Source organism: Streptomyces xanthochromogenes (assembly GCF_014650455.1).
GTDB lineage: Bacteria > Actinomycetota > Actinomycetes > Streptomycetales > Streptomycetaceae > Streptomyces > Streptomyces xanthochromogenes.
Map to the genome: position 1 here is coordinate 557257 of NZ_BMUZ01000003.1, position 25684 is coordinate 582940.

Sequence of the window (25684 nt, forward strand, 5' to 3'; positions counted from 1 at the left end):
GGAGGCGAGGTCCCATTACCTTTCGGTAGACCTCGCACCCGTCTCGGACAAACTTCCATTCAGTAGACACGAACCGACGAATTAGGACTGTGATGAAGGCACGTACCGCACAAACGGCGAAGCCGCAGCGGAGACGATCCGTGGCTCGCGTGCTCGGCGCGGCGGCCGCCGCCGGCGCCCTGGCGTGGCTCGCGCTGACGGGCGGGGCATCCGCCGGGACGACCGCCCCGGGCCCCGCGGCGGTGCCCGTCGCCGGTGAGGCTCCCGGCTACGCGGTCGAGGACTTCAACTACCCGGACGCCGCCAAGATCCTGGCGGAGAAGAACATCACCCTCAAGCGCGGCGACGGCCACATCGTGCTCGCCGACTGCACCGCCGAGCCCGGCCTCCTTGAGGTCTGGGCCCGCAGCAAGGACAAGATCTGCTTCCGGGTCACCGGCAACTCGGGCTACCTCAGCCTGGAGATCCCCTCGGTGTACGGGGTGAAGGGCAACGACTACGCGACCCAGGTCGACATGACGACCGGCAGCGAGCAGAAGACCTTCGACGTCGCCAAGAACGCCTGGACCGGAGTGGGCGAGAGCGCGGACGAGCAGGGCCGCGAATTCATGCTCATGGAGATCCACACCACGAAGTAGCCCCGGCCGGCGCCAACGTCCGCCGCCCTGGCGTCCGGTGACCACCGGACGCGCAGACCTCGCACAAGGAAACCAAGGTCATGGAACACGCCAGACCCCTTCGCCTCGCCGCGCTCACCGCGGCACTCGTCGTGGGCCCGATCGCGCTCTGCGCCGCGCCCGCGTCCGCCGCCATCGGCACCCCCGTCACAGACACCTCCTACGACTACACCGCACAGGTCGTCGTCGGCGACCACGACCGCGGGTGCTCCGGCGTCCTGGTCGACTCCGAGTGGCTGCTCACGGCCGCCAGTTGCTTCGCCGACAACCCGGCCGTCTCGCTCGACGTCCCCGCAGGCCGGCCGAAGCTCAGGACGACCGCGACCGTCGGCCGCGGCAGTGACCTGTCCTCATCGGCGGGCGCGGTCCGCGAGGTGGTCGAGCTCGTTCCGCGCACCGACCGCGACGTGGTCCTGGCGCGCCTGAACCGCCCGGTCACCAATGTCGCCCCGATCGGCCTGGCCACCACCGCCCCCGCCGCCGGTGAGGAGCTGAAGTTCGCCGGGTTCGGCCGCACCAGGACCGAATGGGCGCCGCTCGCCCTGCACACCGGCACGTACACCGTGGACGCCCAGGCGACCACCTCGGCCACGGTCACCGGCAAGGACGGCACGGCCGCCTGCATGGGTGACACCGGCGGTCCGGTGGTCCGGGGCAGTGGCGCATCGGCACTGCTCGTCGCCCTCAACAGCCAGTCCTTCCAAGGGGGTTGCCTCGCCATCGACCCGGCCGAGACGCGCACCGGCGGGGTCGCCGCCCGCGTCGACGACCTGGGTTCGTGGGTGAACTCCAAGGTGGGCGCCCCGCGCGTCACGGACTTCAACTGCGACGGCGTCGAGGACACCGCCATCGCCGACCCGAAGGCCGCCGTGGGCGGCAAGGACGGCGCGGGCGTGGTCCGCATCGTGTACGGCGGCGGCAAGGGCACCGCCGAGATCAACCAGGACCTCGACTGGGTGAACGGCGGCTCCGAGGCGGGCGACTGGTTCGGCGAGGCGACGGACACCGTCGACTACAACGAGGACGGCTGCACCGACCTCGTGGTCGGCACCCCGTCCGAGGACCTCGGCACCGCCACCGACGCGGGCATGGTCGACGTCCTGTACGGCGCGCCGGGCGGCATCGGGACCGGCACGCTCAAGGACACCAACTTCCAACAGGGCGCGGGCACCGGCTCGTTCAAGTCCTCCACGGCGGAGACCGGCGACCGTACCGGCCAGTCGATAGCGGCCGGCACCACCGCGGCGGGCGAACCGTTCCTCGTGATCGGCTCCCCCGGCGAAGCGATCGGCACGGTTGCCAAGGCGGGCATGGCCTTCTACGTCCGTGGCACGACCGCCATCGCGATCAGCCAGGACAGCACCGGGGTTCCGGGCGGGGTGGAAGCGAACGACGGCTTCGGCAGCACGGTCGCGGCCGACGCCGGGCACATCGTCATCGCCGCTCCCAACGAGACCATCGGCACGGACGCGGGCGCGGGCAACGCGGCGGTCTTCTCGCACACCTTGAACTCCGAGGGCCGTCCCACCCCGCTCTTCGGCCTCGACCAGGACCTGGACACCGTCTCCGGCGGCGCCGAGCCCGGTGACCAGTTCGGCAAGTCGCTTGCCCTGGTCAGCTACCGCCCGTCGGGCGCGGCCACCGCCAACGAGTCGATCCTGGCGGTCGGTTCACCGGGTGAGGACATGGACATCGACGGGGTGAGCAAGGTCGACACCGGCATGGTGCAGACCTTCCGCATCACCGCGGCCGGCACGTTCAGCCAGCTCAGCACCTACTACTCCGGCACCGCGTCCGACGCCGTGCCCGGCACGTCCGAGGCCGGTGACCGCTTCGGCCAGTCGGTGGCCGCGGTGAACACGGCGCCACGCGCGGTGAGCACCGCCGCGACCATGAAGCTGGCCGTCGGCATCACCGACGAGGCGGTCGGCACCACGGCGAAGGCCGGCGCGATCACCACCTTCTCGCTCCTCGGCTCGCCCAGCACCAACAACCGCTGGATCGAGGCCGGCACCTCCGGCATCCCCGGTCCGGCGGGCGCCAACCAGCGCCTGGGCCAGAGCATCCACTACACCGGCACCCACCTGTACGTCGGGATGCCGAACGGCCCGGGCAGCTACGGCACGGTGTACTCCCTGCCGCTGTCCAACGTGACCGCGGGCGGTTCGAACGCCACGATCACCACCTTCCAGCCCGGCCAGGGAGGCCTCCCGGCCGCCGGCGGCCGCTTCGGCTACGTGGTCCGCTGACCACCGTCCCCGGGAACGGGGAGCGCCCACGGGTCGGCCCGGCACCGCACGCGCGGTGCCGGGCCGACCCGTTGTCCGGACACAGCATCCGGAAGCCGTTTTCCGGGCGGAATCACCCGCGCCCGCCGGGGTACGCGGAGCGGAACACAGCGCCGACCGAAAGCGAGTACCGCACCATGAGCGACCGCAGGCCCGAAGGGCCGGGAGACGCCGGAGCTCCCGTGCCCGAGCCGATACCCCACGATCTGCCCGACCAGCAGGCCGGTTCCGACGGCGACCCCTGGGAAGCGACGGACCGTCCCGCGTCCGGCGCGCGGGACGAGCGGCCCGATCCCGCAATTCCGGACACCGACGAGGCGGGCACGGGCCGTCGCGGCGCCCCGCACTCCGGGAGCAAGCGCCCCGAACACCCGGTGCCCCATGAATCGACTGGATGAGCGCGAAACAATTTCCGCGCGCACCACGGGCGCGAATGGGCGGAAAGGAAATCGCCGCTGGTCCGTGTGGGACGGACATCTGCGGGCACCTGCAGTTTCAGCGGAGATCCGTACCCGCCTTTTGATCCTCCAGTGATCGAGAAAGGGTAAATGGGTCCGCCGATACAGCAATTGCTCACATTGATGAAGGGGTTGTTCTCATGTCCGACAGCATCTGGGGTTACCGCGAGACGTCCGGCCGTCTGGCCGGTGCCGATCTGACGGGCTACAAGGTCGAGGCCACGGACGGCGCCATCGGCAAGGTCGACAAGCACTCGGACGAGATCGATTCCTCCTACATCGTGGTCGACACCGGCCCGTGGATCTTCGGCAAGGAAGTCCTCCTGCCCGCCGGCACGATCGAGCGCATCGACGCGGACGAGCAGAAGATCTACGTGGGCCGCACCAAGGAGCAGATCAAGAACGCCCCCGAGTTCGACCGGGACAAGCATCTCGGCAACTCCGGTTACAACGCGGAACTGGGCACCTATTACGGCACCGGCGCGCCCTTCGGCGGCCGGCCCGCCTGACCGATCCGGACCACAGCGAGGGGCGGCCACCCGCATGCCGGGTGGCCGCCCCTCGTTCGTGCGACCACCGCCCCGGCCCGGCGGATCTTTGGAGCTTCTGTCAGTACGAGCCCGCTGCCGCGTATGGAGAGACTGCCGGGTGTTCGAGCCAGGACACCATCACGGGAGGAGTGTGCGGTGAGCACACAGGAGACGTACGACGGGATCGGCGAGGCGTTCGAGGGGTTCAAGGCGCTGCCGTTGGCCCGGTACGTGGAGGCGCCCAGCTTCCTCGGCCTGGTCGGAGACGTCACCGGCAAGAGGGTGATCGATCTGGCCTGCGGCACCGGGTTCTACAGCCGTGAGGTGAAGAGGCGCGGCGCGGCGGACGTGTTCGGCATCGATGTCTCCGGCGAGATGATCGCCGCCGCCCTGGGCATCGAGAAGGCGGACCCTCTGGGGGTGCGGTACGAGGTCGGCGATGTGGCCGACCTGCCGCCGGCGAGGGAGCCGTTCGACGTGGCGACCGCGGTGATGCTGCTCAACTACGCCGAAACGGTCGCCGAGTTCGAGCTCCTGTGCCGCCGGGTGCACGCCAGCCTGAACAGCGGCGGCGAGTTCTTCATGCTCCACCAGACGCCGGACTACGACTTCTCCGGTCCCTCCCCCCGACCGTACGGATTCCTCACCGAGCTGACGGGTGAGGAGTACGAAACCGGGCCCCGGGTGCGGACCACCGCTCTCCTGGAGGGCGTGCCGATCTCATTCACTTCGGGCCTCGCACGCCGCGAGGTGTTCGAAACGTCTCTGGCCAAGGCGGGGTTCAGCGAGCTCACCTGGGTGCCCACCACGGTGTCGCCCGCGGGGATCGAGGCGTACGGGGACACCTTCTGGGCGGACTACCGCGCCAACCCGGCCTTCGAAATGCTGCGGTGCCGCGCCTGACACACGCCCCGTCGGGAGCCGGGTCGCGCGCAGCCGGCGGATGCCCCCGAACGCGCGCGTGCCACCCGGACAGGGCGCCGGGAACGGGGATCCACCCAGGTGGAACAAGGGAGCGGTTGCAGCAGCGGACCGTCCCGCACGGGTGACAGCGCGTGTAGCGCGCGAACTCACGGGCACGCGTCTTTCATGATGTTCACGACGCTCATCCTCGTGCCCGTCGCCCTCGCAGTCGTCCTCACCTGGCGCAGCCCACACCACAACCGTCATCGCCGCTGAGCCTCGGGCGGCCCTGTCCACCGCCGCTGCCCACCTCTACGCATGCCCGGCCGCGGCAGCCATCGGCGCCCCGAGCGGACGCAACGCACTCTCCCGCCGCCCCATGTTCCGGGACGGCGGGAGACGCACGAACGGAGCCGGTGATGCGGTTCAGCGGCGGCGGTCGCCCCGGCCGCCCTCGCCACGTCGGCGCTCGTCCTTGCCGGTGGCGTCGTCGTACCGGATCTCTTCCTTGCGGACGGTGTCGGACACCTCCTTCTGCTCGGTGACCCTCTCCGTCTCGAGGCGCACCCGCTCCACCGGCACGGCCTCCTTGCGTACGACCGGCCGCTCCGCGTGGAGGGTCACCTCGGTCTCCGCCTCGCCGATGTCCGCGCGCACACGGTCGCCCTCGCGGATCGGCTCGCGCACCACGCGAACCTCCTCATGGCTGACCGGGACGGTCGTGGTCACGTCCTCCGTGACGACGACCTTGCGCAGCCGCGCCCGGCCCACCTCTTCGTTCTCGGTGCCGACCCGCAGCCGCTCCTCGGAGCGGATCAGGGCGTCCTCGTCACCGGCGAACCGCGCGTGGACGTCCGTGCCCGTCGCGTTCCCGGGGACGTCGACGCTGCCGGCCGCGCCACCGGGGCCCGGCGTCCTCATGGTCCTCTTGCCGACGCCGTCAACGCCGTAGTGGCTGTACAGCTCACGCTCCGCCGTGGCGTCGAGATGCTCCTCGGCGTCCAGACGCGGGGCGTCCTTCACCACGCTCTTGGCGTACGCGACGTGCAGGGCGTCGCCGTCACGGCGGGCGCCGGCCAGCGGCACGAACGACTCCTTGGTGCCGAACAGCCCGGTCTTGACCGTGACCCACTCCGGGCGGCCCGAGCCGTCGTCCAGGTAGACCTGTTCGACACCGCCGATCTTCTCTCCATCCGGGTCGTAAGCCACCAAGCCCTTGAGACCCTCGGGGCGGTTGAACATGTCACCGGTACTCATGCGGATCACTCCTGACCTGTCGGGGGACGAGCCGGGCGGCATCCTGCTTCGGAGCCGCGGCCCTCGCTCCCACCCCGCCACACCCCACCCGCCACGGCCACCGCAACCACCCCGTCCACAACACCGCGCATCCCAGGCGCCGCGCCCGGCCGAGCCCGTCGAGGGCCGCCGCACGAATTACGCCGTCCGTGTGAACACGCCTCCTCGGATGCGGCGCCCCAACACGGATGCCGATCAGCCCGGGCCCGTGCCCAACCGTGCCGGACACCCGGTGCGATGATCACGTTTCTCACGCTCAGGGATGAACCGGCCCACGCTCGGCTCGACTTCCGTCTCGACTCCCCGCTACGAAGATCACCCAGTACGGCCAGTACGGGAAGACCTTCGAAGAGGGGTAATTCATGCGCACGCGTGCCAGGACAACCACCATGACGGCGGCTCCGGCCCTCCCTGTCGCCCGGCGGACGCCAAAGCCGCGCCCCGCAGCGCGCCTGGCGCACGCGGCAGCGGCGACGGCCCGTGGCGAGAAGTCCTGATGGGGCGGCCCCGTCTGCTGCTCGTCGTGTGCGCCGGACTGCTCGCCACCGGCTGCGTCTCGGTCGCCGCCAAGTCCGGCACACCCGGCGGACGGCTCGACCCGGAAGGGGGCCGTCTCACTGCCGTGACGCCCCGGCCCGAGCAGCCGCCCGCCCGCGAAGCCCTGGCGCCGATCGGCGACGCGGCACCCACCACCCATGGCACGGGCAGCATCCGGCCGCCGGGAGGAACCGTTCCGGAACGCCCGCGCCCCGCCGAGGCCGGGGACTCGGCACACCGCACCCCTGCCCACGGCCGCACCGCCGCCCGGCACCGCGCCCCCGCGGCCCCACCGCCGCACCACCGTCCCGCGCCACCCCGGGCCCGTTTCGACCCCGGTCAGGTCTGCGCCTGGGCCAAGGGCACCGGTTTCGATCCCTCGGTTGTACGAGCCTGCCGGCAGCAGCTCGGCACGGGGTGACCCGGCGCGTCAGCCGACCCGCCCCCGGGTCGGCACGGCCGGGGCGGGGCAGACCGGGGAAGTGCGGGATCGGCGATTTCCCGGCGTGGGCCGGACTCGGCACATAGGGTCGATGACATGCGCATTGTCATCGCTGGTGGTCATGGTCAGATCGCGCTGCGGCTCGAACGGCTGCTGCACGCACGCGGAGACGAGGTCGCGGGGATCATCCGCAGGGCGGAGCAGGCAGGCGATCTGCTGGCGGCGGGCGCCGAGCCCGTCGTGTGCGACCTGGAGTCCGTGTCCCTCGACGAACTCGCGTCCCGCATGGAAGCCACCGACGCGGCCGTGTTCGCGGCCGGCGCGGGGCCGGGCAGCGGAGTGGCCCGCAAGGACACCGTGGACCGTGCTGCCTGTTCCCTGTTCGCGGACGCCGCCGAGGCCGCCGGGGTACGGCGCTTCCTCGTCGTGTCGGCCCTGGGCGCCCGGAACGCGCCCGAGCCCCGCGGCTCCGACTCCGTCTTCGCCGCCTACCTCCACGCCAAGGCCGTGGCAGACGCGGATGTCCAAGCGCGGGCCGGGCTCGACTGGACGATCCTGCGCCCGGGCCGGCTCACCAACGGGCAGGGCACGGGCCTGGTCACCCTCGCCGAGTCGACCGGAGGCGGGGCGATCCCCCGCGACGACGTCGCCTCCGTGCTTGCGGCGCTCCTCAGTGAGCCCGGAACGGCTGGGCGCACGCTGGAGCTGATCGGCGGAAGTGTCCCGGTGGACAAGGCGGTTGCCTCGCTCACCGCCTGAGCCGGGCGGCGCCCGACGACGCCCGACCCGACCCCGTCGACGACCGACCTGCCCCGTCGACCGCAAACTCACCGCCGTCCTCACCCCCGCCTCTGCCCCTCTGCCCCTCTGCCCGACAGGACGGAAGTCCCGTCGATGCGGCCCGTAGGCGGGACCATGGTCACACAACATCTTGTGTCAGCGTGTCGCACCACATCGCAGATGTAGTGTTTTGTCTGCCGGTTCGACGGACGGCTGCGGCTGCTGCCGTCCGTCGAGGCAAGAGGGAACCCGGTGGGAATCCGGGACTGCCCCGCAACGGTGAGTGGGAAGGACGGCCGGGTGCCTGCGCATCCGTCCCCGCACGAATCCACGAGTCCGATACCTGCCGGCGCATCTCCGCGCGTACTCACGCCCGGAGGACGTTCCGACGCCTCGTGGGAGGGCCGACGTGACTGTTGTCGACGCCGTCGATTCCGTGACCGAATATCTGGACCGCAGCGACTGGCGAGTGAACGCCAATGCCAATCAGGGCTATTCGCTCGGCGGCCTGATCCTCAACGCCGCGGGGAAGGTCATCGCCAACTACTGGCTGGATCAGGTGTATCCGGAGGCCGTCGGGCGCGCCCATCGCGAAGGCGACATCCACATCCACGACCTCGACATGCTCGCGGGCTACTGCGCGGGCTGGTCGCTGCGCACCCTGCTCACCGAGGGGTTCAACGGGGTACCCGGCCAGATCGACTCGGGGCCGCCGCGGCACTTCTCCTCCGCCGCGGGCCAGATCGTGAACTTCCTCGGCACCCTGCAGAACGAGTGGGCCGGTGCCCAGGCCTTCAGCTCCTTCGACACGTACATGGCGCCGTTCGTCCGCACGGGGACGATGGCGTACGACGAGGTCAGGCAGTGTGTCCAGGAGATGGTGCACAACCTCAACGTGCCCTCCCGCTGGGGCACCCAGACCCCGTTCACCAACCTCACCTTCGACTGGACCTGCCCGGCCGATCTGCGGGATCAGGTGCCCGTGATCGGCGGCGTGGAGATGGACTTCCGCTACGGGGACCTCCAGGCCGAAATGGACCTGATCAACCGCGCGTACATCGAGGTGATGGCCGAAGGCGACGCCACCGGGCGGGTGTTCACCTTTCCCATCCCCACCTACAACATCACCCGGGACTTTCCCTGGGAGAGCGAGAACGCCGAGCGGCTGTTCGCGATGACGGCGAAGTACGGGCTTCCGTACTTCCAGAACTTCATCAACTCCGACCTCCAGCCGAACCAGATCCGTTCCATGTGCTGCCGGCTCCAACTGGACCTGACCGAGCTGCTCAAGCGCGGCAACGGGCTGTTCGGCAGCGCGGAACAAACTGGTTCCCTCGGCGTCGTCACCCTCAACTGCGCCCGGCTCGGCCACGTCCACGCCGGAGACGAGAGCGGCCTGTTCGCCGCGCTCGACCGGCTCCTCGACCTCGCCCGCACCAGCCTGGAGATCAAACGGGCCACCGTCCAGGACCTGATCGACGGCGGGCTCTACCCGTACACCAAGCGCTACCTCGGAACGTTGCGCAACCACTTCTCCACCATCGGCGTGAACGGGATCAACGAGATGATCCGCAACTTCACTCGCGACGCCCATGACATCACCACCGCCGAGGGACACGGCCTGGCCGTGCGGCTGCTCGACCACGTGCGGGCCAGGATGGTCGAGTTCCAGGAGCGGACCGGTCACCTCTACAACCTGGAGGCGACGCCGGCCGAGGGCACGACATACCGGTTCGCGAAGGAGGACCGCAGGCGCTTCCCTGGCATCCTGCAGGCCGGCTCGGACGAGCATCCCTACTACACCAACTCCTCGCAGTTGCCGGTCGGTTGGACCGACGACCCCTTCGCGGCGCTGGAGATGCAGGACGAGTTGCAGGGCAAGTACACGGGCGGCACGGTCCTGCACCTCTACATGGCGGAGCGGATCTCCACCGGGGAGGCGTGCCGCAATCTCGTACGCCGTTCCCTCGAACGGTTCTCGCTGCCGTATCTGACGGTGACACCGACGTTCTCGATCTGCGGCACGCACGGATACCTGGCGGGCGAACACCTCAACTGCCCGCATTGTGCAGTCAGTTGTGAAGTGTGGACGCGCGTCATGGGCTATCACCGGCCGGTCACCTCCTTCAACATCGGCAAGAAGGGCGAGCACGCCGAGCGCGTCCCCTTCCGCGAAGGCGCGGGGACGGTGGCGTGATACGGATCGGCGGCTGGTCGCGGCTCTCCAGCTGCGACTGGCCGGGCCGCCTGGTCACCACCGTGTTCTGCCAGGGGTGCCCATGGCGGTGCGGCTACTGCCACAACCCCGCACTGCTCCCGCCCCGTTCCGCTCCCGTGGTGTCCTGGCGGACAGTGACGTCCCATCTCGCCCGCCGCCGTGGCCTCTTGGACGGCATCGTGTTCTCGGGCGGCGAACCGCTGCTCCAGCCGAGCCTGGCGGACGCGCTGCGCGAGGCCCGCGCGCTCGGCTTCGCCACCGGCCTGCACACCGGCGGCGCCTACCCGCGCCGCTTCGCACAGCTCCTTTCGGCGGGGCTGCTCGACTGGGTCGGCTTCGACGTGAAGGCCGCCCCGGCGGCGTACGAGAAGGTGACGGGCGTCCCCAACAGCGCGGCCCCGGCAACCCGCAGCCTGCGGCTGCTCCTCGACGCCGGCCTGCCGCACCAGATCCGCACCACGATCGATCCGGACCTGCTCGACCGGGCGGACGTCGCGGAGCTGGAGCGGTGGGTGGCGGCGCAGGGTGTGCGAGGCCATGTGACGACGCCGGCGAGGTTCATGTCACCGGTGGCAGGGGGACGTTGATCGGTCGGCTGCGCCACTCGGACGGTGGCGCAGCCGACTTCCAGAAGAGCGTGGTGCCTTCAACGGCCGGCCGATGAGGAGTCCGCCACCGGGTAGGGGACGAACGTGCTGCTGTTCTCGTCAATCGCGAGGCGCCGGTCCAGTGGTGGAACGGCACGCTGAGGGCAGTCGGTGCGCTCGCACAGCCGGCATCCCATGCCGATGGGGACGGCTGCGGAGGTATTGTCCAGGTCGAGGCCGTCGGAGTACACCAGCCGTGAGGCGTGCCGGAGTTCGCAGCCGAGGCCGATGGCGAAGGTCTTGCCCGGCTCGCCCCAGCCGCCCCGGTGCCGGGAGACCGCCCGGGCGGTCCACAGGTAGCGCTGGCCGTCCGGCATCGCGGCGACCTGGACGTGGATGCGGCCGGGCGCCGCGAACGCCTCGTACACGTTCCACAGCGGGCAGGTGCCGCCGGCCCGCGAGAAGTGGAAGGCCGTGGCGGACTGGCGTTTGGACATGTTGCCGGCCCGGTCGACCCGTACGAAGGAGAAGGGAACCCCGCGCAGCCGGGGGCGCTGCAAGGTGCTCAGACGGTGGCAGATCGTCTCGTACCCGAGCCCGAAGTGGTCGGTGAGCCGCTCGATGTCGTAGCGGGACTCCTCGGCGGCCGCGTGGAAACGGCGGTAGGGCAGGATCAGCGCGGCGGCGAAGTAGTTGGCGATGCCGATCCGGGCGAGCGGCCATGCGGCGGAGGCCTCGTCGAAGTCCTCCGACGCCAGCGCGGACATCCCCTCCGCGTGCTCCAGCAGGGCGAGTTGGGTCGCCATCCGGAACGCCTGCTGGCCCGGGCGCAACCGGCCGGAGAGGTGCAGGACGCGCGCGACGGGGTCGTAGTGGTGCAGGAGCCGCTCGGAGTCCGTCGCCGTCCGTACCCCGTGCCGTTCACCGAGGCGTGCGGAAAGAGCGCGCAGGACCTCCCCGGGCCGTATGCCGGTCTCGGCGGCCAGGTCCTCCGCGGCGAGGTCGATGTCGTGGAGGTAGTTCTGCCGCCGGTAGAAGAACTCACGGATCTCCTCGTGCGGCGAGCGCGGCTGTGCCACGGCGCCGAGCCCCCTGCCCTCCGCCACTTCGGCGAGCTGCTCGGTCAAGTGCTGGTTGCGGCGGCCCAGTTCGATGAGGACCGAGGCCACCGCGGGCATGCGCGCGGCGAGGTCCGCGAGGTCGGAGGCGGACACGCGGCCCACGGAGACCTCTCCGGTGAGGGCGTCCCGCAGATCGGCGACCAGGCGGCTGGTATCGCGCTCCGAGAAGAAACCCGGGTCGACGCCGAATGCCTCGGTCAGGCGTAGCAGTACGGGCACGGTCAGCGGGCGCGAGTCGTGCTCCATCTGGTTCAGATAACTCGGCGAGATGCCGAGCGTTCGGGCCAGGTCGGCCTGGCTCATCCGCCGTTCCTCCCGCAGCCGGCGCAGCCGCGCCCCCGCGTACGTCTTGCTCACCCGTGGCTCCCGTGTGGTCACGATCGTCGGCACTGCCCGCGATCGTAGCCGCCCGGGTTCCGCTCGGAGCCTTGGCAACCTTGGCAAAGTGCGGGGGAAAGATGCGCAGAACTTGGCATCGTTCCCAGCTTGTTGGCACTCGGTGCCAGTGTCAGAGTCGTAACGCGGCCCGTCGGACTCCGTCGGGTGGAGCGGAAGTCCGGGCGCCGATGAATGCCCTGACGTCGGAGATCCCGACTCCGCCCCCCGGCTCTGCACCATTGCTCGGATTGCCGATCAGGAGAGCGACGGGCCGCGACCCCACATCGTCACGGCACCCCGTGCCGAACCTTCGCACAGTTCACGCAGCACAGTTCACGAAGCAGTCACGCAGCGCGGTTCACGACTCATCGGGAGACGGTCATGGCACAGGCAGACACGACGACAGCGGCGGCCGCGGAACTGGCCCAGCGGTGGGCGAGCGACCCCCGGTGGAAGGGGATCGAGCGCACCTACAGCGCCGAGGACGTGGTGCGGCTCTCCGGCAGCGTCCGTGAGGAGGCCACCCTCGCCCGGCGCGGCGCCGAGCGGCTGTGGCGCCAGCTCCACGAGCAGGACTACATCCACGCCCTCGGCGCGCTCACCGGCGGGCAGGCCGTCCAGCAGGTGAAGGCCGGTCTCCAGGCTATCTACCTGTCCGGCTGGCAGGTGGCCGCAGACGCCAACCAGGCCGGACACACCTACCCCGACCAGAGCCTCTACCCGGCCAACTCCGTTCCCCAGGTGGTGCGCCGGATCAACAACGCGCTGCTGCGCGCCGACCAGATCGCCACCGCCGAGGGCGGCACGGACACCACCGACTGGCTGGCTCCGATCGTCGCCGACGCCGAGGCCGGGTTCGGCGGCCCGCTCAACGCCTTCGAGCTGACCAAGGCGATGATCACGGCCGGCGCCGCCGGCATCCACTACGAGGACCAGCTCGCCTCGGAGAAGAAGTGCGGCCACCTCGGCGGCAAGGTGCTCGTCCCCACCTCCCAGCACATCCGGACCCTGAACGCGGCGCGCCTCGCCGCCGACATCGCCGACGTTCCCACGCTGATCGTCGCCCGCACCGACGCGTTGGCCGCCAACCTGCTCACCAGCGACGTGGACGAGCGCGACGCGCGGTTCGTGACCGGCGAGCGCACCGCGGAGGGCTTCTACCGGGTGCGCAACGGCATGGCTCCCGTCATCGCCCGCGGCCTCGCCTACGCCCCCTACGCCGACCTCATCTGGGTCGAGACGGGCACCCCGGACCTGGCGCAGGCCCGTGAGTTCGCCGAGGCCGTTCACGCCGAGCACCCGGACCAGATGCTGGCCTACAACTGCTCGCCGTCCTTCAACTGGAAGGCGTCCCTGGACGACGACCAGATCGCCAAGTTCCAGCGCGAACTGGCCTCCATGGGCTACCGCTTCCAGTTCATCACCCTGGCCGGCTTCCACTCCCTCAACCACGGCATGTTCGACCTGGCCCGCGGCTACGCCGAGCACGGCATGACCGCCTACGTCGACCTGCAGGAGCGGGAGTTCGCCGCCCAGGAGCACGGCTTCACCGCCGTGAAGCACCAGCGCGAGGTCGGCACCGGCTACTTCGACCAGGTGTCCACGGCCATCAACCCGGCCTCCTCCACCACGGCCCTGACGGGGTCCACCGAGGAGGAGCAGTTCCACTAGGACCGGCGCGCCCCGCTCCTCCTGCCCCGCACCCCGCCATCCCCGTGTCCCGGCGGGGGCCGCACGACCGACCGTCTCCGTCCGGCCCCCGCCCCTCCCGCTGAGGAGACCCGCATGACCATCTCCGCCCCGACCGTCCGTGCCCGGGTCCTCGGCGCTCCGGGACACCGCCACGACGAGATCCTCACCCCCGAGGCCCTTGAGTTCCTCGGCCTCCTCGTCGACGAGTTCGGCGACCGCCGCCTGCACATCCTGCGGGAGCGCAAGCGAGTGGCGTCCCGGCTCGCCTCCGGCTCACCGTTCGGCTTCTCCGTCGCCACGGCCGCCATCCGCGCGGACGGGTCCTGGAAGGTGGCGCCGCCCGCGCCCGGCCTGACCGACCGCCGGGTGGAGATCACCGGCCCGCCGGACCGCGCCACGACGGTCGACGCCCTCAACTCGGGCGCCCAGGTGTGGACGGCGGACTTCGAGGACGCCACCTCGCCCACCTGGGACAACATCGTCGACGGCCAGCTCAGCCTGCTCGACGCCATCGAGCGCAGGATCGACTTCACCACGCCCGCCGGAAAGCGGTACCGGCTGGGCCGGCAGCTCGCCACCATCGCCGTACGCCCGCGGGGCTGGCACCTCACCGAGGAGCACCTGGAATTCGACGGCCGCCCGGCACCCGCCTCCCTCGTGGACTTCGGGCTCTACTTCTTCCACTGTGCCCAGCGGCAGATCGACGCCGGGCACGGGCCGTACTTCTGTCTGCCGAAGCTGGAGAGCCGTGACGAGGCCCGCCTGTGGAACGACATCTTCGTCTTCGCCCAGGAGCGCCTGGGCATTCCCCGCGGCACCGTCCGCGCCGGCGTCCTGATCGAGACCATCACGGCGGCGGTCGCCATGGAGGAGATCCTCTACGAACTGCGCGAGCACAGCTCGGGGCTCACCGCGGGCCGGTGGGACTACCTCTTCAGCCTCATCAAGACCTTCGGTCACCGCACCGACTTCCTGCTGCCGGACCGCGCGAAGGTCACCATGACCGCCCCGTTCCTGCGGGCCTGCACCGAACTCCTGGTGCACACCTGCCACAAGCGGGGTGCCCACGCCATCGGCGGCGCGGCCGCCCAGCTGCCCGGCCAGGACGCCGACGCCCACCGGGCCGCTCTGGCCACGGTCCGGCTCGACAAGGAACGCGAGGCAGAGGACGGCTTCGACGGCTCCTCGGTCGCCCATCCCGCCCTCGTCACCGTCTGCCGCGAGGCCTTCGACGGCGTCCTCGGCGCCCGCCCGCACCAGATCGAACGCACCCGCGGCGACGTCGAGGTCACGGCCGCCCAGCTCGTCTCCGTGCGCCGCACCAGCGCCCCGCCCACCCCCGAGGGCGTCCGGACCAATGTGGTCGTCGCCCTGCGCTACTTCGCCGCCTGGCTGGACGGCCGGGGAACCGTCGCCCTCGACGGGCTGATGGCGGACGCCGCCACCGCCGAGATCGCGCGGGTGCAGATCTGGCAGTGGCTCAGACAACGGGTCGTCGGACGCCCGACGGTCCTGAAGCTCATGGAGGGCGAACTCGCCCGTCTCGAAGCCGAGTTGCCCCGCGCGGCGATCGACTCACTGCGCGAGCTCTTCGAACGCACGGCTCTGGCAGCGGAGTTGCCGGACTTCTTCACCACCGATGCCTACACCCGCCACCTCGTGCACCGCCCGGAGGGACAGTCATGACCACAGCCATCAGCCGGATCGCCGTGGTGGGCGGCGGTCAGATGGGCGCCGGGATCGCCGAAGTGTGCGCCCGCGCGGGACTGGACACCGTGGTCTGCGAGGCCGACGCGTTCGCCGCCAGGGCCGCACGCGAGCGGATCGCCGTCTCGCTCGAACGGGCCGTGCAGCGAGGCAAGTTGGGCCGCGGTGCGGCCGAGGACACACTGGCCCGCATGGTCTTCACCGGCAGTCTCGACGACCTGGCCGACCGCCAGCTCGTCATCGAGGCCGTCGTCGAGAACACCGCGGTCAAGACAGAGGTCTTCGCCCGCCTCGACAAGATCGTCGAAGACCCGGACGCGATCCTCGCCACCAACACGTCCTCCATCCCCGTCATGCGCCTGGGCATGGCCACCCGGCGCGCCGACCGCGTCCTGGGGCTGCACTTCTTCAACCCCGTACCGGTGCTGCCGCTGGTCGAGATCGTGTCCTCGCTGCACACCACGGCGCGGACGACCGATGCCGTGGCGGCCTTCGCCGAGCACACCCTGGGCAAGACGGTCGTACGTTCCCAGGACCGGGCGGGGTTCGTCGTCAACGCGCTCCTCGTGCCCTACCTCCTGTCGGCGATCCGCATGACGGAGTCCGGCTTCGCCACCCCGGCCGATGTGGACGCTGCCATGGAGCTGGGCTGCGCCCACCCGATGGGCCCGCTGAAGCTGGCCGATCTGATCGGCCTGGACACGGTCGCCGCCATCGCGGAATCCCTCTACGAAGAGTTCAAGGAACCCCTCTACGCCCCGCCGCCCTTGCTGCAGCGCATGGTGGAGGCAGGGCTGCTCGGCCGCAAGAGCGGCCGCGGGTTCCACCTCTACGACCGGGGCTGAGGGGCCCGGGTCGGCCGCCGGACGGAGGGCCGGCGGCCGCTGCGGAGAGGGGCGTGGAACGGATTGGGAGATCCGTTCCACGCCTCACTCGTCCACGCCTTGCACCGCCACGCCTCCTCGCCCCCTCGCCCCCTCGCCCGCACCACCGTCACCGTCACCAGCGGACGGCGGTGAAGTCGACCGGCCGGGGTTCGAGCAGCCGGGTGCGTTCCGTCAGCGCGCGCAGCCGGCGGGACATCTCGTCGGCGGGCAGCCGGTGGCGGTCGCCGTGGCCCGGCAACACCCACTCGAAGCGGAGCCGCTCGGCCGTCCTCGCCAGTGAAACGGCCTGCTCCTCGATGGAGTACCAGGTGACGCTGTCCGCCACCTCCAGGTCCCCGGTGGCCCGCGACCAGTAGAAGCTGTCACCGCTGAAGCAGTACCTGTCGTCCGCGAGGTAGAGCACGCTCCCCCGGGTGTGGCCGGGCAGCGGGTGGACGGTCACCCCCTCGGCGATCTCCACGGGGTCGATCCCCCGGATCACACAGTCGGCGTCCGGGGCCGCATCGAGGTCTCCCTCGTGGATCCACAGGCGGGCGCCGAAATGGTCGGCGTAACTCCTGCCGTGTGCGGCATGGTCCCGGTGTGTCAGCAGGACGTCCGTCACCGGCCCCGACGCCGCGTATCGATCGGCGAGTTCGGCGCTCCAGCGCGGGGTGTCGATCATCATCGCCGTGCCGGTGGGCCGCAGCAGGAGGTAGGAGTTGGCCCCGGCGGTGTGCCGGGAATTGTGCCCGCAGATCCACAGACCGTCGTCCAACTCCATCGGAAACGGGTCGCGGCTCTGGTCCGCCCGCCCGGACCTGGGCCGGATCGAACGTGTCGGGCAGGCGAAGACGGCGGCGTGCAGGCGCCGTGTCTCCTCCGCACCGCTGGGCGGGCGCAGGATCTGCGACTTCCCTCCGGTCTCGCCGATCAGCTCGGGCGCGAACTGGCGGGCGACATCGCAGTTGGTGCAACGGTCGTCCACGTACCAGTCGTCCATGGCAGTGCTCCTTCGACAGAGGGGGCGAGCGGGACACGGGCCGTCACCGGTCCGCCAACTCCCCTACCTCGCTTGCTGATTGCAGTGGTCGCGTGGCCAAGCATGCACACGCGACCGGCCATATCGCACATGGCCGTCCGCTTGCGATTGCGGCGAGGTGCTGCTCTGCGCGACCTCGGCGGGATGCCGCTCCGGACCGCCTCAATGAACAGCGCCGAGCGTCCTTCCCGTGCTGAGCACCGCGCCGATTTCCGCCGACTGGCCCGGGGGCGCCTTCACGGCGAGGGTCGTGCCGGTCGTGTCGGCGCGCACCTGGCCCGTCACGGTGATCCGCGTGACGGCGCGGCTTCCCGCGGCCAGGAGGTAGGTGGCGCCCGAGGGAGCGCTCCAGCGGGCGTCGGCCAGGATGTGCTGGTTGAAACGGCTGCAGTACGAGGTGTCCCGCGCGTCGGCGATCAGGGTGCCGGGCTCGCGCGCCGCCGTCGTGGGCGGCTGGAACCGTACGACGGCCCGGCCCGGACCGTTCCAGGTGTCTGCCCTCGAACACAGCCACTCCGCCTGGCCCGCGTTCTCCGGCAACTGCTGTTCTGCGAAGACCCAGTTGTTGACCGACCGTACGCCGCCCCCCACCGCGGACCGCAACGTACAGGCCGTGTGGGACCAGCTCACCAGCGCCGCCGTGCTCGTGGCCTCGCGGGGCTGACGGGCCGGGACGCCGCCGCCGGGCGGCGGCGTGTAGGTGAGGTGGACGGGTGACAGGTCACCGAGGTCGGTGAGCAGGAAGGCGTGCTTCTCGGCGATGCGCTCGGACGAACGCAGCTGCAGGGCGGGCCAGTTGGAGCAGGGCCCGGTGAGGTCGGGGCGAGCCACCGCGTCACTGACGCCGTCGTCGCCGACGTGCAATGCGCGGGCCGGGCTGTCGGGGGCGAGCAGGTCGCGCGTGGTGGATTCGGCCACCCAGGGGGCGAACAGGAAGCGTGTCCGGCTCCCGGTCCGGCTGAGGACGAGCGCGGCCGCCGTGGTGACATCGGCGTTGTCGGCGCGCGAGAAGGCGAGTTCGGCCGGCTGCCCGGTGGTTTCCGCGTAGCGCACGACCCGCTCGCCGTCGTACAGGAGGACCACGTCGGCGTCGTCCACCCTTCCCGCGTACAGGAGTTGGGGCGACGCGGCCGTCGGTCCCGTCCCGGTCCTGGGCGCGGCCGACACCTGGACAGCGGTGCCCGGCCGCGCCCAGGCACGGAGCGCGCGCCCCAGCAGGGCCCGGTCGTCGACCAGGCTGCCGCGCGCGGGCCAGACCGTGAAGTCGATGCGCGAGCTCGACTGCCAGGCCGTGCCCGGCGCGCGCCCCACGGCCCCCGGGTCGACCATCGCGACGCCGACGGCCGAGGGGGTGGTGGGATGCGGCGACGCCGGGTCCTTGGCGCTCTGGCCCACCGTGAGCATCACCGCTACGAGGAGAGCGGCAGCCGCCCCCCAGCGCCGCCAATGGCGACGGCGCAACAGGTCCGTGGGCCGGGCCTGCACGGTGCACGGGTCGAACTCGACGGAGTCGAGCAGCAGCCCCGCCCGGGTGCCGTCGTCCTGCGGGCCCAGGGCCTTGGCAGCGCGCAGCGCGGCCTGCGGGTCCGGGACTCCGGCCGCCGTCAGCAGCTCGGCGGCGGTGTCCGAGGCGTACCCCTCCAGGTGCTGCAGCACGAAGGCCGCCCGGACCCCTGCCGGTACGGTCGCCAACTGCTGCTCCAGGGCCAGTTCGTCCGCACCGCCGATACGGGGTGTCAGCCTCAGCCCCCACACGGCGGGCAGCGCGGGCCGCACGGCCCGGCGCCAGCGGGCGGCACCGTGCTCGTAGGAAAGGGCCGCGCCCACCACGCGGCGCACGATCCAGCCGAGGGCCGGCGCCCGGTCGCCGCGCGGCGCGGGCACCCGGCCCTTCTTGATCGGCGTCGGCCGGGCGGGCAGCGCGTTCTGTACCACGCCGTGCGCGGCGAGCACGCGCCGATGACGGCCGAGCCGGGGCGGAAGGATGAGGTAGGCCAGCCGGACGAGCCGGGGGTAGTGCTCGACGAGCGTCGCCTCCGCCTGGCCGAGCGCGGGCACCGGACCGGCAGGACGGGGGTGACGCTCGCGTTGTGGGGCTGACATGGTGGAACACCTTCTCCGGGGCGGACGTTGTGGCTTTGCCCTTCAAACGAGCGAATCGGATGACAGTCACACCGCGAGCGCCTCTTGGGGGCGTGCGGGTGCCTTCCGGGCGCCGTACGCGCCTCGCGCATCCTCCCGGGGCAGTCGCTCGTTCCCCCTTCCATGGAAGAGTGCGCTCATCCGATCAAAGGCCCGCGCGTGACGAAGCGTTGTTCCTCCCCACCAGAGGAGGCCGGCGCCCGACCCCCGCGAGACGAGAGCCCGCCACCCGCGAACGCGCATGCGCAGTGCGGGCCGAGCGGGAGCGACGTGAGCTTCAACCGGTGGGGCACGGTGGTGTTCTGACGGCCATGCGGGGGCCCGCGCGCCCGCGCCACGGCGGAACGCCACTCCCCCGTCCTGTCGGGTACGGAATCATCGCGAGCCAGAACAGGCCGACGGCGGTCGGTGCGCGCGCCCACGTCGGCCCGTGTCACCGCGATCCGCCGTCGCCCGTCTCTCCTACGAGCGGGAGGACCGCATGCGTACCACGCACATCATGGCCAATCTTCCGGTGGCCGACATCGCGACGGCCAAGAGTTTCTACCGGGACTACCTCGGCCTGAGCACCGAGGAGTTCGATCTGACATGGGTGGCCCGCTGCACATCGCCCGATTCCGCGGCGAGCGTCCAGCTCGTGACGCACGACGCGACGGCGCCCGAGGACTCGGTCATTTCCGTCCTGACCGATGACGTCGAAGGCGCTTTCGCCGAGGCGCGGCGGCTCGGGTTCGAGATCGTGCATCCGCTGACCACGGAGCCGTGGGGCCACCGTCGCTTCTTCGTCCGGGCGCCGGACGGCAACGTGATCAACATCGGATTCCACGGCGACGCGTGACGGCCGCGGAGACCCTGGAGGGCTTGGAGACCCCGAAGGGGCTGGAGGCCCTGGGGACCTCGGAGAGCCACCCCGAGACCCCGAGCAGGCGCCCCGGGTCCCGGGCCGCGGACGGCGGTGCGAGGCGGCGTCAGGGACCGGTGTCCGCATCCTAATCGCGGCGGCTCCGGATTCACCCGAATAGCGTCCTGAACAGGCGTGGGCCCCTCAGGGGTGGTGGTGTGAAGTGCTCTCCCCCGTAGGAGGACCGCCATGTACGAAATGCACGTCGGCACGGCCGTGACCGGCACCCGCCGGGTGTGGCACGTCGTCGCCCACGACCAGCGCGCCACCTTGTGCGGCCAGCCCCTCGACCCCGTCGAGGACACTCAGACCGACCACCACTGTCTGCCCTGCATGTCGGCCTTCCAGCGCCTCATGCAAGCCGTCGAGCCCGCCTGACGGTATTCGGCATCGAGGGCGTGCCCGCCCTCCGGAGGCGTGATGGACCGCATCTGCCTGACATGTTCATCGAAGAAATCGGCGGCATCGGAGCCCGCGAGGCCGTCCACCGCGATCTTCACCTTGTTCGTGCTTTTCCAGGTGACCTGGGGTCGCAGGGGCCGCCTCGCACTGGCTCTGCGTCGGCCGTACGGGGCGACGTAGGCGTTGCCGCCGCCTCTGTCCCGCGCCCGTCCCAAGCCCGTCCCAAGAACGATCGCGTCCGGGGTGCCGCCACGGACGCGACACGAGGACGCACGAGGACGAGGGCGGGGCCGACCGAATCAGCCGGCCGGCCTCGCCCTCGCGCCCTGACCCGCTCGGTCAGCGCGTCGAGTGCCAGTGCGCTCAGTGCTTGAAGACGTCCTTGATCTTTTCCTTGGCCTGGCGGGCGTCACCCTTGGCCTGCTCGCCGCGGCCCTCGGCCTCAAGGCGCTCGTTGCCCACGGCGCGGCCAGCGGCCTCCTTGACCTTGCCCTTGGCCTGCTCGACCTTCGACTTGCCCTTTTCCTCACCGGACACAACAACCACCACTCCCACAAATCGACGTCAAACTGCGACAGCAGTACTCCTCGCCGCATTCGGCCGATCCAAACCGCAGAGACCCAAAGGAAGTCCACCGCCTTCTCCCAGCGTACGGGATTGCGCCAGAATTCCGGAGGGCGAGGCGATTCGGGCGCTTGAGCCAGGGAATATGTATCAAGCCGATTCGAGTGCGTGACGGGTGTCTTCCGGGCACGCGGTGGACTGGAGGTTGAAAGCCATGGTTCCCCTTCTTCTCGTGCTGCTGCTCGCCCTGATCCTTTTCGGCGCGGGCTTTGCCCTCAAGATCCTTTGGTGGGTGGCCATCGTGGTCCTGGTCCTGTGGCTCGTCGGTTTCGTCGCCCGCCCCAGGGGCGGCAGCTCCCGCTGGTACCGCTGGTAGCCGAGCGGCACGCAGACCACGCAGACATAGGACAGCAGACATAGGACAAGGGCCGGACCTTGAGCAGGTCTCCGGCCCTTGTTCTCTGTCATTTGGCGTACGTCTTCTGTCGTATACCTTCGGCTGCCGTATGCCGTCGGCATCGATGCCGACGGGAGACGAAAAAGGAAGCCGACGGGATGAATCAGGACTGGCCTGAATTCAAAGCCCGGTCGACTTCCTTTTCCTCATTCGTTCAACGTCCGGTTGTCCTGGATCGCACTGTCCCGGACGGCACTTCAGGCAGTTGCGCCCGTGGCGGTCTCGAACATTCCGGCGCGGAGCTTGGCGACGGTACGCGACAGAAGCCGGGAAACCTGCATCTGGGAAACGCCCAGCTCTTCACCGATCTGGCTCTGGGTGAGCTCCTCGCCGAAGCGCAGCTGCAGCAACAGGCGCTCCCGGTCGGAGAGTTCCGCCATCAGCGGGGCGAGGCTCTGGAAGTTCTCCACCAGGTCCATCGCCGGGTCCTCGGCACCGATGAAGTCCGCCAGGGCCGCTTCCCCGCTCTCCTCGTCGCCCGAGAGCGCGGCGTCCAGGGAGGCGGAGTTGTAACCGTTGGCCGCCATCTGCGCCTCGACGACCTCGTCCTCGCTGAGGTCCATGAGGGCGGCGAGTTCCTTGACGGTGGGCGAGCGGTCCAGACGGCTCTCGAGCTCCTCGCGGGCCCGGGCCAGCTCACTGCGGCGCTCCTGGAGGCGTCGCGGCACGTGGACGGCCCAGGTGGTGTCACGGAAGAAGCGCTTCATCTCGCCGACGATGTACGGCACCGCGAAGGTCGCGAACTCGGTCTCGCGGGAGAGCTCGAAGCGGTCGATCGCCTTGATCAGGCCGATCATGCCGACCTGGACCACGTCCTCCATCTCGTCCGCGAAATTACGGAAGCGACGAGCGGCGAACCGCACGAGGGACATGTTCATCTCGATCAGGGTGTTCCGCGCGTACTGGTACTCGGCCGTGCCCTCCTCAAGGACCGCGAGGCGCTCGAAGAACTGCCGGGACAGCGCCCGCGCATCGCGAGGAGCCACGCGCGCCGGGTCCTCGATCACCGGAAGCACCCGCACCTCGTGTCCGGTCTCCGGCTCGGCGGTCCTCATCGTCGCAGTCGCTACGGCAGTCACAGCCACTCCCCTCCTCGTCCCCCGTACAAATAACATTCGTTTCGCGTCTGCCCCGAACTCACCGATCCATTCGCACGAGATTCGGACCCGTTTCCCGGCGGTCCCGCCGAGGCCGTGTCCACCGCCCAGCCATGGGTTTTCGGCGCGCGGGAACGGTCACCCGTGCCGGGGGCCGTACCAGGCGGACGCACTCGCGCCGCCGGATCACACGGGCCCCGGAGTCCCCGGAACGATACGCGCGAAGCTTGGACACCTGTCCGCGATGAGAAGGGCCGCCATGCCGACTCCCACCGGAACCCGCCTCGCCAGGGGTGGCGCATGAGCCCTCGGCGCCCCGCCCCGGCCCCGCTGCCGAGGCTGCACCGCATCGAGCTCGACGGCACCGGCCCCGAGGACGTCGTCTTCGATCACGCGGGCCGGGTGCTCACGGGGCTCGGGGACGGCCGCCTCCTGCGGATCGAGCTGCCCGGGCGTCCCGGCGGACCCGCCGACCTCGTGGAGATCGGCCGCACCGGCGGGCGACCGCTCGGGCTCGACGTCCTCGCCGACGGACGGCTGCTGGTGTGCGACGCCCAACGAGGCCTGCTCCGCTTCGATCCCGACGGCACGGCCGGGTTCGACGTGCTGGCCGACTCGGTGGCCGGGCAACCGCTGCGGTTCTGCAGCAACGCGGTGGCGGCGTCCGACGGCACCGTCTACTTCACGGTGTCCAGCCGCCGGTACGGCCTCGCCGACTGGCCGAGCGACATCGTGGAGCACCGCCCGACAGGCCTGCTCGTCCGTCTAACCCCGGGCGGGGAGCCCGAGGTCCTCCTGGACGGGCTGCAGTTCGCCAACGGGGTGGCTCTCGCCCCCGACGAGTCGTTCGTCGCGGTGGCCGAGACCGGAGCGCGCCGGCTCACCCGGTGGTGGCTGACCGGTGCCGAAGCAGGCCGTCACGACACGTTCGCACGGGACCTGCCGGGCTTCCCCGACAACATGTCCCGCAGTCCGGACGGCGGGTTCTGGGTCGCGCTCGCCGGTCCCCGCACACCGCCCCTGGACTGGCTCCACCGGACCGCGCCGCCGGTGCGCCGGGCGGCGGCCGCCGCACTCCGGCTGCTGCCACCGCTGCCCGCGCACGCCGCCGGTGTGGTGGAGGTCGACGTTCGGGGCCGCGGGATACGTCAACTGGCGGACACGGGACGGCAGTTCCGCATGGCCACGGGTGTGGCCGAGCGGGACGGGCGACTGGTCTTGGGCAGCCTGGTGGAGGACGCGATCGCCTGGTGCGACATCCGGTAGACGCCCGGAGCGGCCCGCTCCCGCCCACGCCCGTCCGCGCGGGGGCGGGTCGGCCGGCCGGGAAGGAACCGGGGCGATGAGCGGATCGGCCGGTCAGGAGGGGACCGTGGCGGTGGGCGGCGTCCACCGGTGGGTGCGGGCCACTGCTCCGGCGACGCCGAAGTCCTTCTTGAGCTGCTCCGGGATGGCGTAGTGCATGACGCGGCCCCGGGTGAGCGAGGACAGTTCGAGGACGGCGGTGAGGTGGCCGATGCGGTCGAGCGCCCAGGCTCCGAGCGGGGAGCGGTCCTCGATCGTCTCCAGTACGCCGAGGAGGTGCGGCACCGCCTTGACGACGGTGTCCCAGCGGGTGCGCGGCACCTGGAGCCAGTCCGCGCAGGTGTCGCCGACGAGGTGGCGGATGAGCGCGGAGACGATCGGGTCGAAGAAGGTGCCGGGCACGATCTCCTCGTAGAGGTCGATGAGCTGCCGGGTCAGCTCGGCGCCCTCGTCGGAGGGTGCCATGTGCCGCACCATGTAAAGATCGAGGAACTCGCGTGCTTCCTCAAGCGACTTGGGGACGGCCTCCTGGTCGACGCCGAGCATCGCGCCGACCACGCGCCAGGCGTAGTAGTACGCCTCGGCTCCTTCCGTGGACATGTGGATGCCGAGGCGGTGCAGACTGTCCAGGACGAGCAGGGAGAAGAACATCTGCCCGCCGATCATGTCCTCCTGGCAGATCGGGGTGCCGAGCGTCTCGGTGTCCCAACGGTTCTCCCGCTTGAGGTGGTGGCGGATGGAGGCGTGCAGGAGGCGGACCTTCTGCGCGGCGGGGATGAACCGGCTGCCCGCCTCGAAGGCGTCGGGCTGCATCAGGTAGACGGTGAACTGCCCGGTCTCCGCCATCCGCTTGGAGGGGTACTTGAGCCCGTGCGTGGCCGAGAGGAGTTTCGCCACGTGCGGTACGACGTAACACGCGGGCATGGAGGCGAAGGACAGGGCGGTGGAGATGTGCACGTTGTTGTCGATGAAGAACAGGCGGGCGCGCTCCATCTCGCCCCAGTCCACCCAGGGCGGCGGCGCGCTGGTGACTTGGAGGTACTCCCGCGCCACATCGGGCAGCCCGTCCGGCAAGGGCGCGCCGACGGTGGAGACGTACCGCATCAGGGTGTTGAACTTGCCCACCTCGCCCCGCTGGAAGAGCGTTGCGACGGTGGCGTCGGCGAGTTCGTCTCCGGCCTGCCGCAGGGCGTCCATCGATGCCTCGGTGTAGGTCATGACAGGTCTCCTCGTCCTTCACGGTCGTCGACGGCAGGCGCGGTCCGCCGCCGGGCAGCACACAGGAACCCGCGGT

23 protein-coding genes and 1 riboswitch are annotated in these 25684 nt (G+C 70.7%); of the genes, 16 read left to right on the forward strand and 7 right to left on the reverse strand.

Annotated features, from left to right (window positions below):
• Positions 1 to 92: 92 nt before the first annotated feature.
• The 5 genes from IE267_RS09865 (at position 93) to IE267_RS09885 (ending at position 4856) form a co-directional block, all read left to right on the forward strand.
• Complete coding sequence (locus tag IE267_RS09865) at positions 93 to 638, forward strand: hypothetical protein (RefSeq protein ID WP_161249571.1); 546 nt, start codon at positions 93 to 95, stop codon at positions 636 to 638.
• 80 nt (positions 639 to 718) lie between these two features.
• The gene (locus tag IE267_RS09870; RefSeq protein WP_189762863.1) at positions 719 to 2926 is read left to right on the forward strand and encodes a S1 family peptidase; all 2208 of its coding nucleotides are present in this window, start codon (positions 719 to 721) and stop codon (positions 2924 to 2926) included.
• 176 nt (positions 2927 to 3102) lie between these two features.
• Positions 3103 to 3363 (forward strand): hypothetical protein, encoded by a 261-nt coding sequence (locus IE267_RS09875; RefSeq protein ID WP_167160721.1) that lies wholly within the window; start codon positions 3103 to 3105, stop codon positions 3361 to 3363.
• Positions 3364 to 3563: 200 nt separating this feature from the next.
• On the forward strand, positions 3564 to 3932 hold the full coding sequence (locus tag IE267_RS09880) for a PRC-barrel domain-containing protein (protein WP_167160719.1): 369 nt from the start codon (positions 3564 to 3566) through the stop codon (positions 3930 to 3932).
• 177 nt (positions 3933 to 4109) lie between these two features.
• Positions 4110 to 4856 carry a class I SAM-dependent methyltransferase gene (locus tag IE267_RS09885; RefSeq protein WP_189762864.1) on the forward strand — a complete coding sequence of 249 codons (747 nt, stop codon included), beginning with the start codon at positions 4110 to 4112 and terminating at the stop codon, positions 4854 to 4856.
• A gap of 426 nt (positions 4857 to 5282) precedes the next feature.
• On the opposite strand, the gene IE267_RS09890 is transcribed toward IE267_RS09885, so the two are convergent.
• Entirely contained in the window at positions 5283 to 6113 is an 831-nt protein-coding gene (locus tag IE267_RS09890; protein WP_167160715.1) for a DUF2382 domain-containing protein, read from the reverse strand.
• Between the two features lie 535 nt (positions 6114 to 6648).
• Here IE267_RS09890 and IE267_RS09895 point away from each other — a divergent pair.
• From IE267_RS09895 to IE267_RS09910, 4 genes are all read left to right on the forward strand, one after another.
• Positions 6649 to 7110, forward strand: a complete 462-nt coding sequence (locus tag IE267_RS09895) for a hypothetical protein (RefSeq protein WP_167160713.1) — start codon at positions 6649 to 6651, stop codon at positions 7108 to 7110.
• A gap of 117 nt (positions 7111 to 7227) precedes the next feature.
• Positions 7228 to 7890: an SDR family oxidoreductase gene (locus tag IE267_RS09900; protein ID WP_189762865.1), complete on the forward strand. Its 663-nt coding sequence runs from the start codon at positions 7228 to 7230 to the stop codon at positions 7888 to 7890.
• A 202-nt stretch (positions 7891 to 8092) separates the two neighbouring features.
• Positions 8093 to 8276, forward strand: a riboswitch (cobalamin riboswitch).
• 44 nt (positions 8277 to 8320) lie between these two features.
• Positions 8321 to 10108: a ribonucleoside triphosphate reductase gene (locus tag IE267_RS09905; protein ID WP_229860915.1), complete on the forward strand. Its 1788-nt coding sequence runs from the start codon at positions 8321 to 8323 to the stop codon at positions 10106 to 10108.
• Complete coding sequence (locus IE267_RS09910; RefSeq protein WP_189762866.1) at positions 10105 to 10716, forward strand: anaerobic ribonucleoside-triphosphate reductase activating protein; 612 nt, start codon at positions 10105 to 10107, stop codon at positions 10714 to 10716. The genes IE267_RS09905 and IE267_RS09910 overlap by 4 nt, the downstream gene beginning before the upstream one ends.
• A gap of 59 nt (positions 10717 to 10775) precedes the next feature.
• Here IE267_RS09910 and IE267_RS09915 read toward each other — a convergent pair whose 3' ends face one another.
• Positions 10776 to 12194, reverse strand: a complete 1419-nt coding sequence (locus tag IE267_RS09915) for a short-chain fatty acyl-CoA regulator family protein (protein ID WP_189762867.1) — start codon at positions 12192 to 12194, stop codon at positions 10776 to 10778.
• 402 nt (positions 12195 to 12596) lie between these two features.
• Between IE267_RS09915 and aceA the strand changes: the two genes are divergently transcribed.
• The 3 genes from aceA (at position 12597) to IE267_RS09930 (ending at position 16459) form a co-directional block, all read left to right on the forward strand.
• Positions 12597 to 13886: an isocitrate lyase gene (gene aceA / locus IE267_RS09920; RefSeq protein ID WP_167160707.1), complete on the forward strand. Its 1290-nt coding sequence runs from the start codon at positions 12597 to 12599 to the stop codon at positions 13884 to 13886.
• A gap of 114 nt (positions 13887 to 14000) precedes the next feature.
• The gene (aceB, locus tag IE267_RS09925; RefSeq protein ID WP_189762868.1) at positions 14001 to 15593 is read left to right on the forward strand and encodes a malate synthase A; all 1593 of its coding nucleotides are present in this window, start codon (positions 14001 to 14003) and stop codon (positions 15591 to 15593) included.
• Positions 15590 to 16459: a 3-hydroxybutyryl-CoA dehydrogenase gene (locus IE267_RS09930; RefSeq protein ID WP_189762869.1), complete on the forward strand. Its 870-nt coding sequence runs from the start codon at positions 15590 to 15592 to the stop codon at positions 16457 to 16459. Before aceB ends, IE267_RS09930 begins: the two co-directional genes overlap by 4 nt.
• Before the next feature lie 154 nt (positions 16460 to 16613).
• Here IE267_RS09930 and IE267_RS09935 read toward each other — a convergent pair whose 3' ends face one another.
• Positions 16614 to 17483 carry an MBL fold metallo-hydrolase gene (locus tag IE267_RS09935; RefSeq protein ID WP_167160702.1) on the reverse strand — a complete coding sequence of 290 codons (870 nt, stop codon included), beginning with the start codon at positions 17481 to 17483 and terminating at the stop codon, positions 16614 to 16616.
• Positions 17484 to 17684: 201 nt separating this feature from the next.
• On the reverse strand, positions 17685 to 19625 hold the full coding sequence (locus IE267_RS09940; protein WP_189762870.1) for a hypothetical protein: 1941 nt from the start codon (positions 19623 to 19625) through the stop codon (positions 17685 to 17687).
• Positions 19626 to 20145: 520 nt separating this feature from the next.
• Here IE267_RS09940 and IE267_RS09945 point away from each other — a divergent pair.
• Entirely contained in the window at positions 20146 to 20502 is a 357-nt protein-coding gene (locus IE267_RS09945) for a VOC family protein (protein ID WP_189762871.1), read from the forward strand.
• A gap of 252 nt (positions 20503 to 20754) precedes the next feature.
• A complete protein-coding gene (locus IE267_RS09950) occupies positions 20755 to 20943 on the forward strand; it encodes a hypothetical protein (RefSeq protein WP_167160696.1) in 189 nt (62 codons plus the stop codon).
• A 387-nt stretch (positions 20944 to 21330) separates the two neighbouring features.
• On the opposite strand, the gene IE267_RS09955 is transcribed toward IE267_RS09950, so the two are convergent.
• On the reverse strand, positions 21331 to 21504 hold the full coding sequence (locus IE267_RS09955; RefSeq protein WP_100573672.1) for a CsbD family protein: 174 nt from the start codon (positions 21502 to 21504) through the stop codon (positions 21331 to 21333).
• Between the two features lie 241 nt (positions 21505 to 21745).
• Between IE267_RS09955 and IE267_RS09960 the strand changes: the two genes are divergently transcribed.
• On the forward strand, positions 21746 to 21907 hold the full coding sequence (locus IE267_RS09960; protein WP_167160694.1) for a hydrophobic protein: 162 nt from the start codon (positions 21746 to 21748) through the stop codon (positions 21905 to 21907).
• Between the two features lie 278 nt (positions 21908 to 22185).
• Here IE267_RS09960 and IE267_RS09965 read toward each other — a convergent pair whose 3' ends face one another.
• Complete coding sequence (locus IE267_RS09965) at positions 22186 to 23043, reverse strand: SigB/SigF/SigG family RNA polymerase sigma factor (protein WP_161249320.1); 858 nt, start codon at positions 23041 to 23043, stop codon at positions 22186 to 22188.
• A gap of 342 nt (positions 23044 to 23385) precedes the next feature.
• On the opposite strand from IE267_RS09965, the gene IE267_RS09970 reads away from it, so the two are divergent.
• A complete protein-coding gene (locus tag IE267_RS09970; RefSeq protein ID WP_167160692.1) occupies positions 23386 to 24351 on the forward strand; it encodes an SMP-30/gluconolactonase/LRE family protein in 966 nt (321 codons plus the stop codon).
• Positions 24352 to 24444: 93 nt separating this feature from the next.
• Here the strand turns inward: IE267_RS09970 and IE267_RS09975 are convergent, their stop codons facing one another.
• Complete coding sequence (locus IE267_RS09975) at positions 24445 to 25608, reverse strand: oxygenase MpaB family protein (protein ID WP_189762872.1); 1164 nt, start codon at positions 25606 to 25608, stop codon at positions 24445 to 24447.
• Between the last annotated feature and the right edge of the window lie 76 nt (positions 25609 to 25684).

What these genes read in the sequence shown, in the direction of transcription:
- IE267_RS09865 (WP_161249571.1), top strand. Translation starts at nt 93, where the DNA reads ATGAAGGCACGTACCGCACAAACGGCGAAGCCGCAGCGGAGACGATCC.
- IE267_RS09870 (WP_189762863.1), top strand. Translation starts at nt 719, where the DNA reads ATGGAACACGCCAGACCCCTTCGCCTCGCCGCGCTCACCGCGGCACTC.
- IE267_RS09875 (WP_167160721.1), top strand. Translation starts at nt 3,103, where the DNA reads ATGAGCGACCGCAGGCCCGAAGGGCCGGGAGACGCCGGAGCTCCCGTG.
- IE267_RS09880 (WP_167160719.1), top strand. Translation starts at nt 3,564, where the DNA reads ATGTCCGACAGCATCTGGGGTTACCGCGAGACGTCCGGCCGTCTGGCC.
- IE267_RS09890 (WP_167160715.1), bottom strand. Translation starts at nt 6,113, where the DNA reads ATGAGTACCGGTGACATGTTCAACCGCCCCGAGGGTCTCAAGGGCTTG.
- IE267_RS09895 (WP_167160713.1), top strand. Translation starts at nt 6,649, where the DNA reads ATGGGGCGGCCCCGTCTGCTGCTCGTCGTGTGCGCCGGACTGCTCGCC.
- IE267_RS09900 (WP_189762865.1), top strand. Translation starts at nt 7,228, where the DNA reads ATGCGCATTGTCATCGCTGGTGGTCATGGTCAGATCGCGCTGCGGCTC.
- aceA (WP_167160707.1), top strand. Translation starts at nt 12,597, where the DNA reads ATGGCACAGGCAGACACGACGACAGCGGCGGCCGCGGAACTGGCCCAG.
- aceB (WP_189762868.1), top strand. Translation starts at nt 14,001, where the DNA reads ATGACCATCTCCGCCCCGACCGTCCGTGCCCGGGTCCTCGGCGCTCCG.
- IE267_RS09930 (WP_189762869.1), top strand. Translation starts at nt 15,590, where the DNA reads ATGACCACAGCCATCAGCCGGATCGCCGTGGTGGGCGGCGGTCAGATG.
- IE267_RS09935 (WP_167160702.1), bottom strand. Translation starts at nt 17,483, where the DNA reads ATGGACGACTGGTACGTGGACGACCGTTGCACCAACTGCGATGTCGCC.
- IE267_RS09940 (WP_189762870.1), bottom strand. Translation starts at nt 19,625, where the DNA reads ATGTCAGCCCCACAACGCGAGCGTCACCCCCGTCCTGCCGGTCCGGTG.
- IE267_RS09945 (WP_189762871.1), top strand. Translation starts at nt 20,146, where the DNA reads ATGCGTACCACGCACATCATGGCCAATCTTCCGGTGGCCGACATCGCG.
- IE267_RS09950 (WP_167160696.1), top strand. Translation starts at nt 20,755, where the DNA reads ATGTACGAAATGCACGTCGGCACGGCCGTGACCGGCACCCGCCGGGTG.
- IE267_RS09960 (WP_167160694.1), top strand. Translation starts at nt 21,746, where the DNA reads ATGGTTCCCCTTCTTCTCGTGCTGCTGCTCGCCCTGATCCTTTTCGGC.
- IE267_RS09965 (WP_161249320.1), bottom strand. Translation starts at nt 23,043, where the DNA reads ATGAGGACCGCCGAGCCGGAGACCGGACACGAGGTGCGGGTGCTTCCG.
- IE267_RS09970 (WP_167160692.1), top strand. Translation starts at nt 23,386, where the DNA reads ATGAGCCCTCGGCGCCCCGCCCCGGCCCCGCTGCCGAGGCTGCACCGC.
- IE267_RS09975 (WP_189762872.1), bottom strand. Translation starts at nt 25,608, where the DNA reads ATGACCTACACCGAGGCATCGATGGACGCCCTGCGGCAGGCCGGAGAC.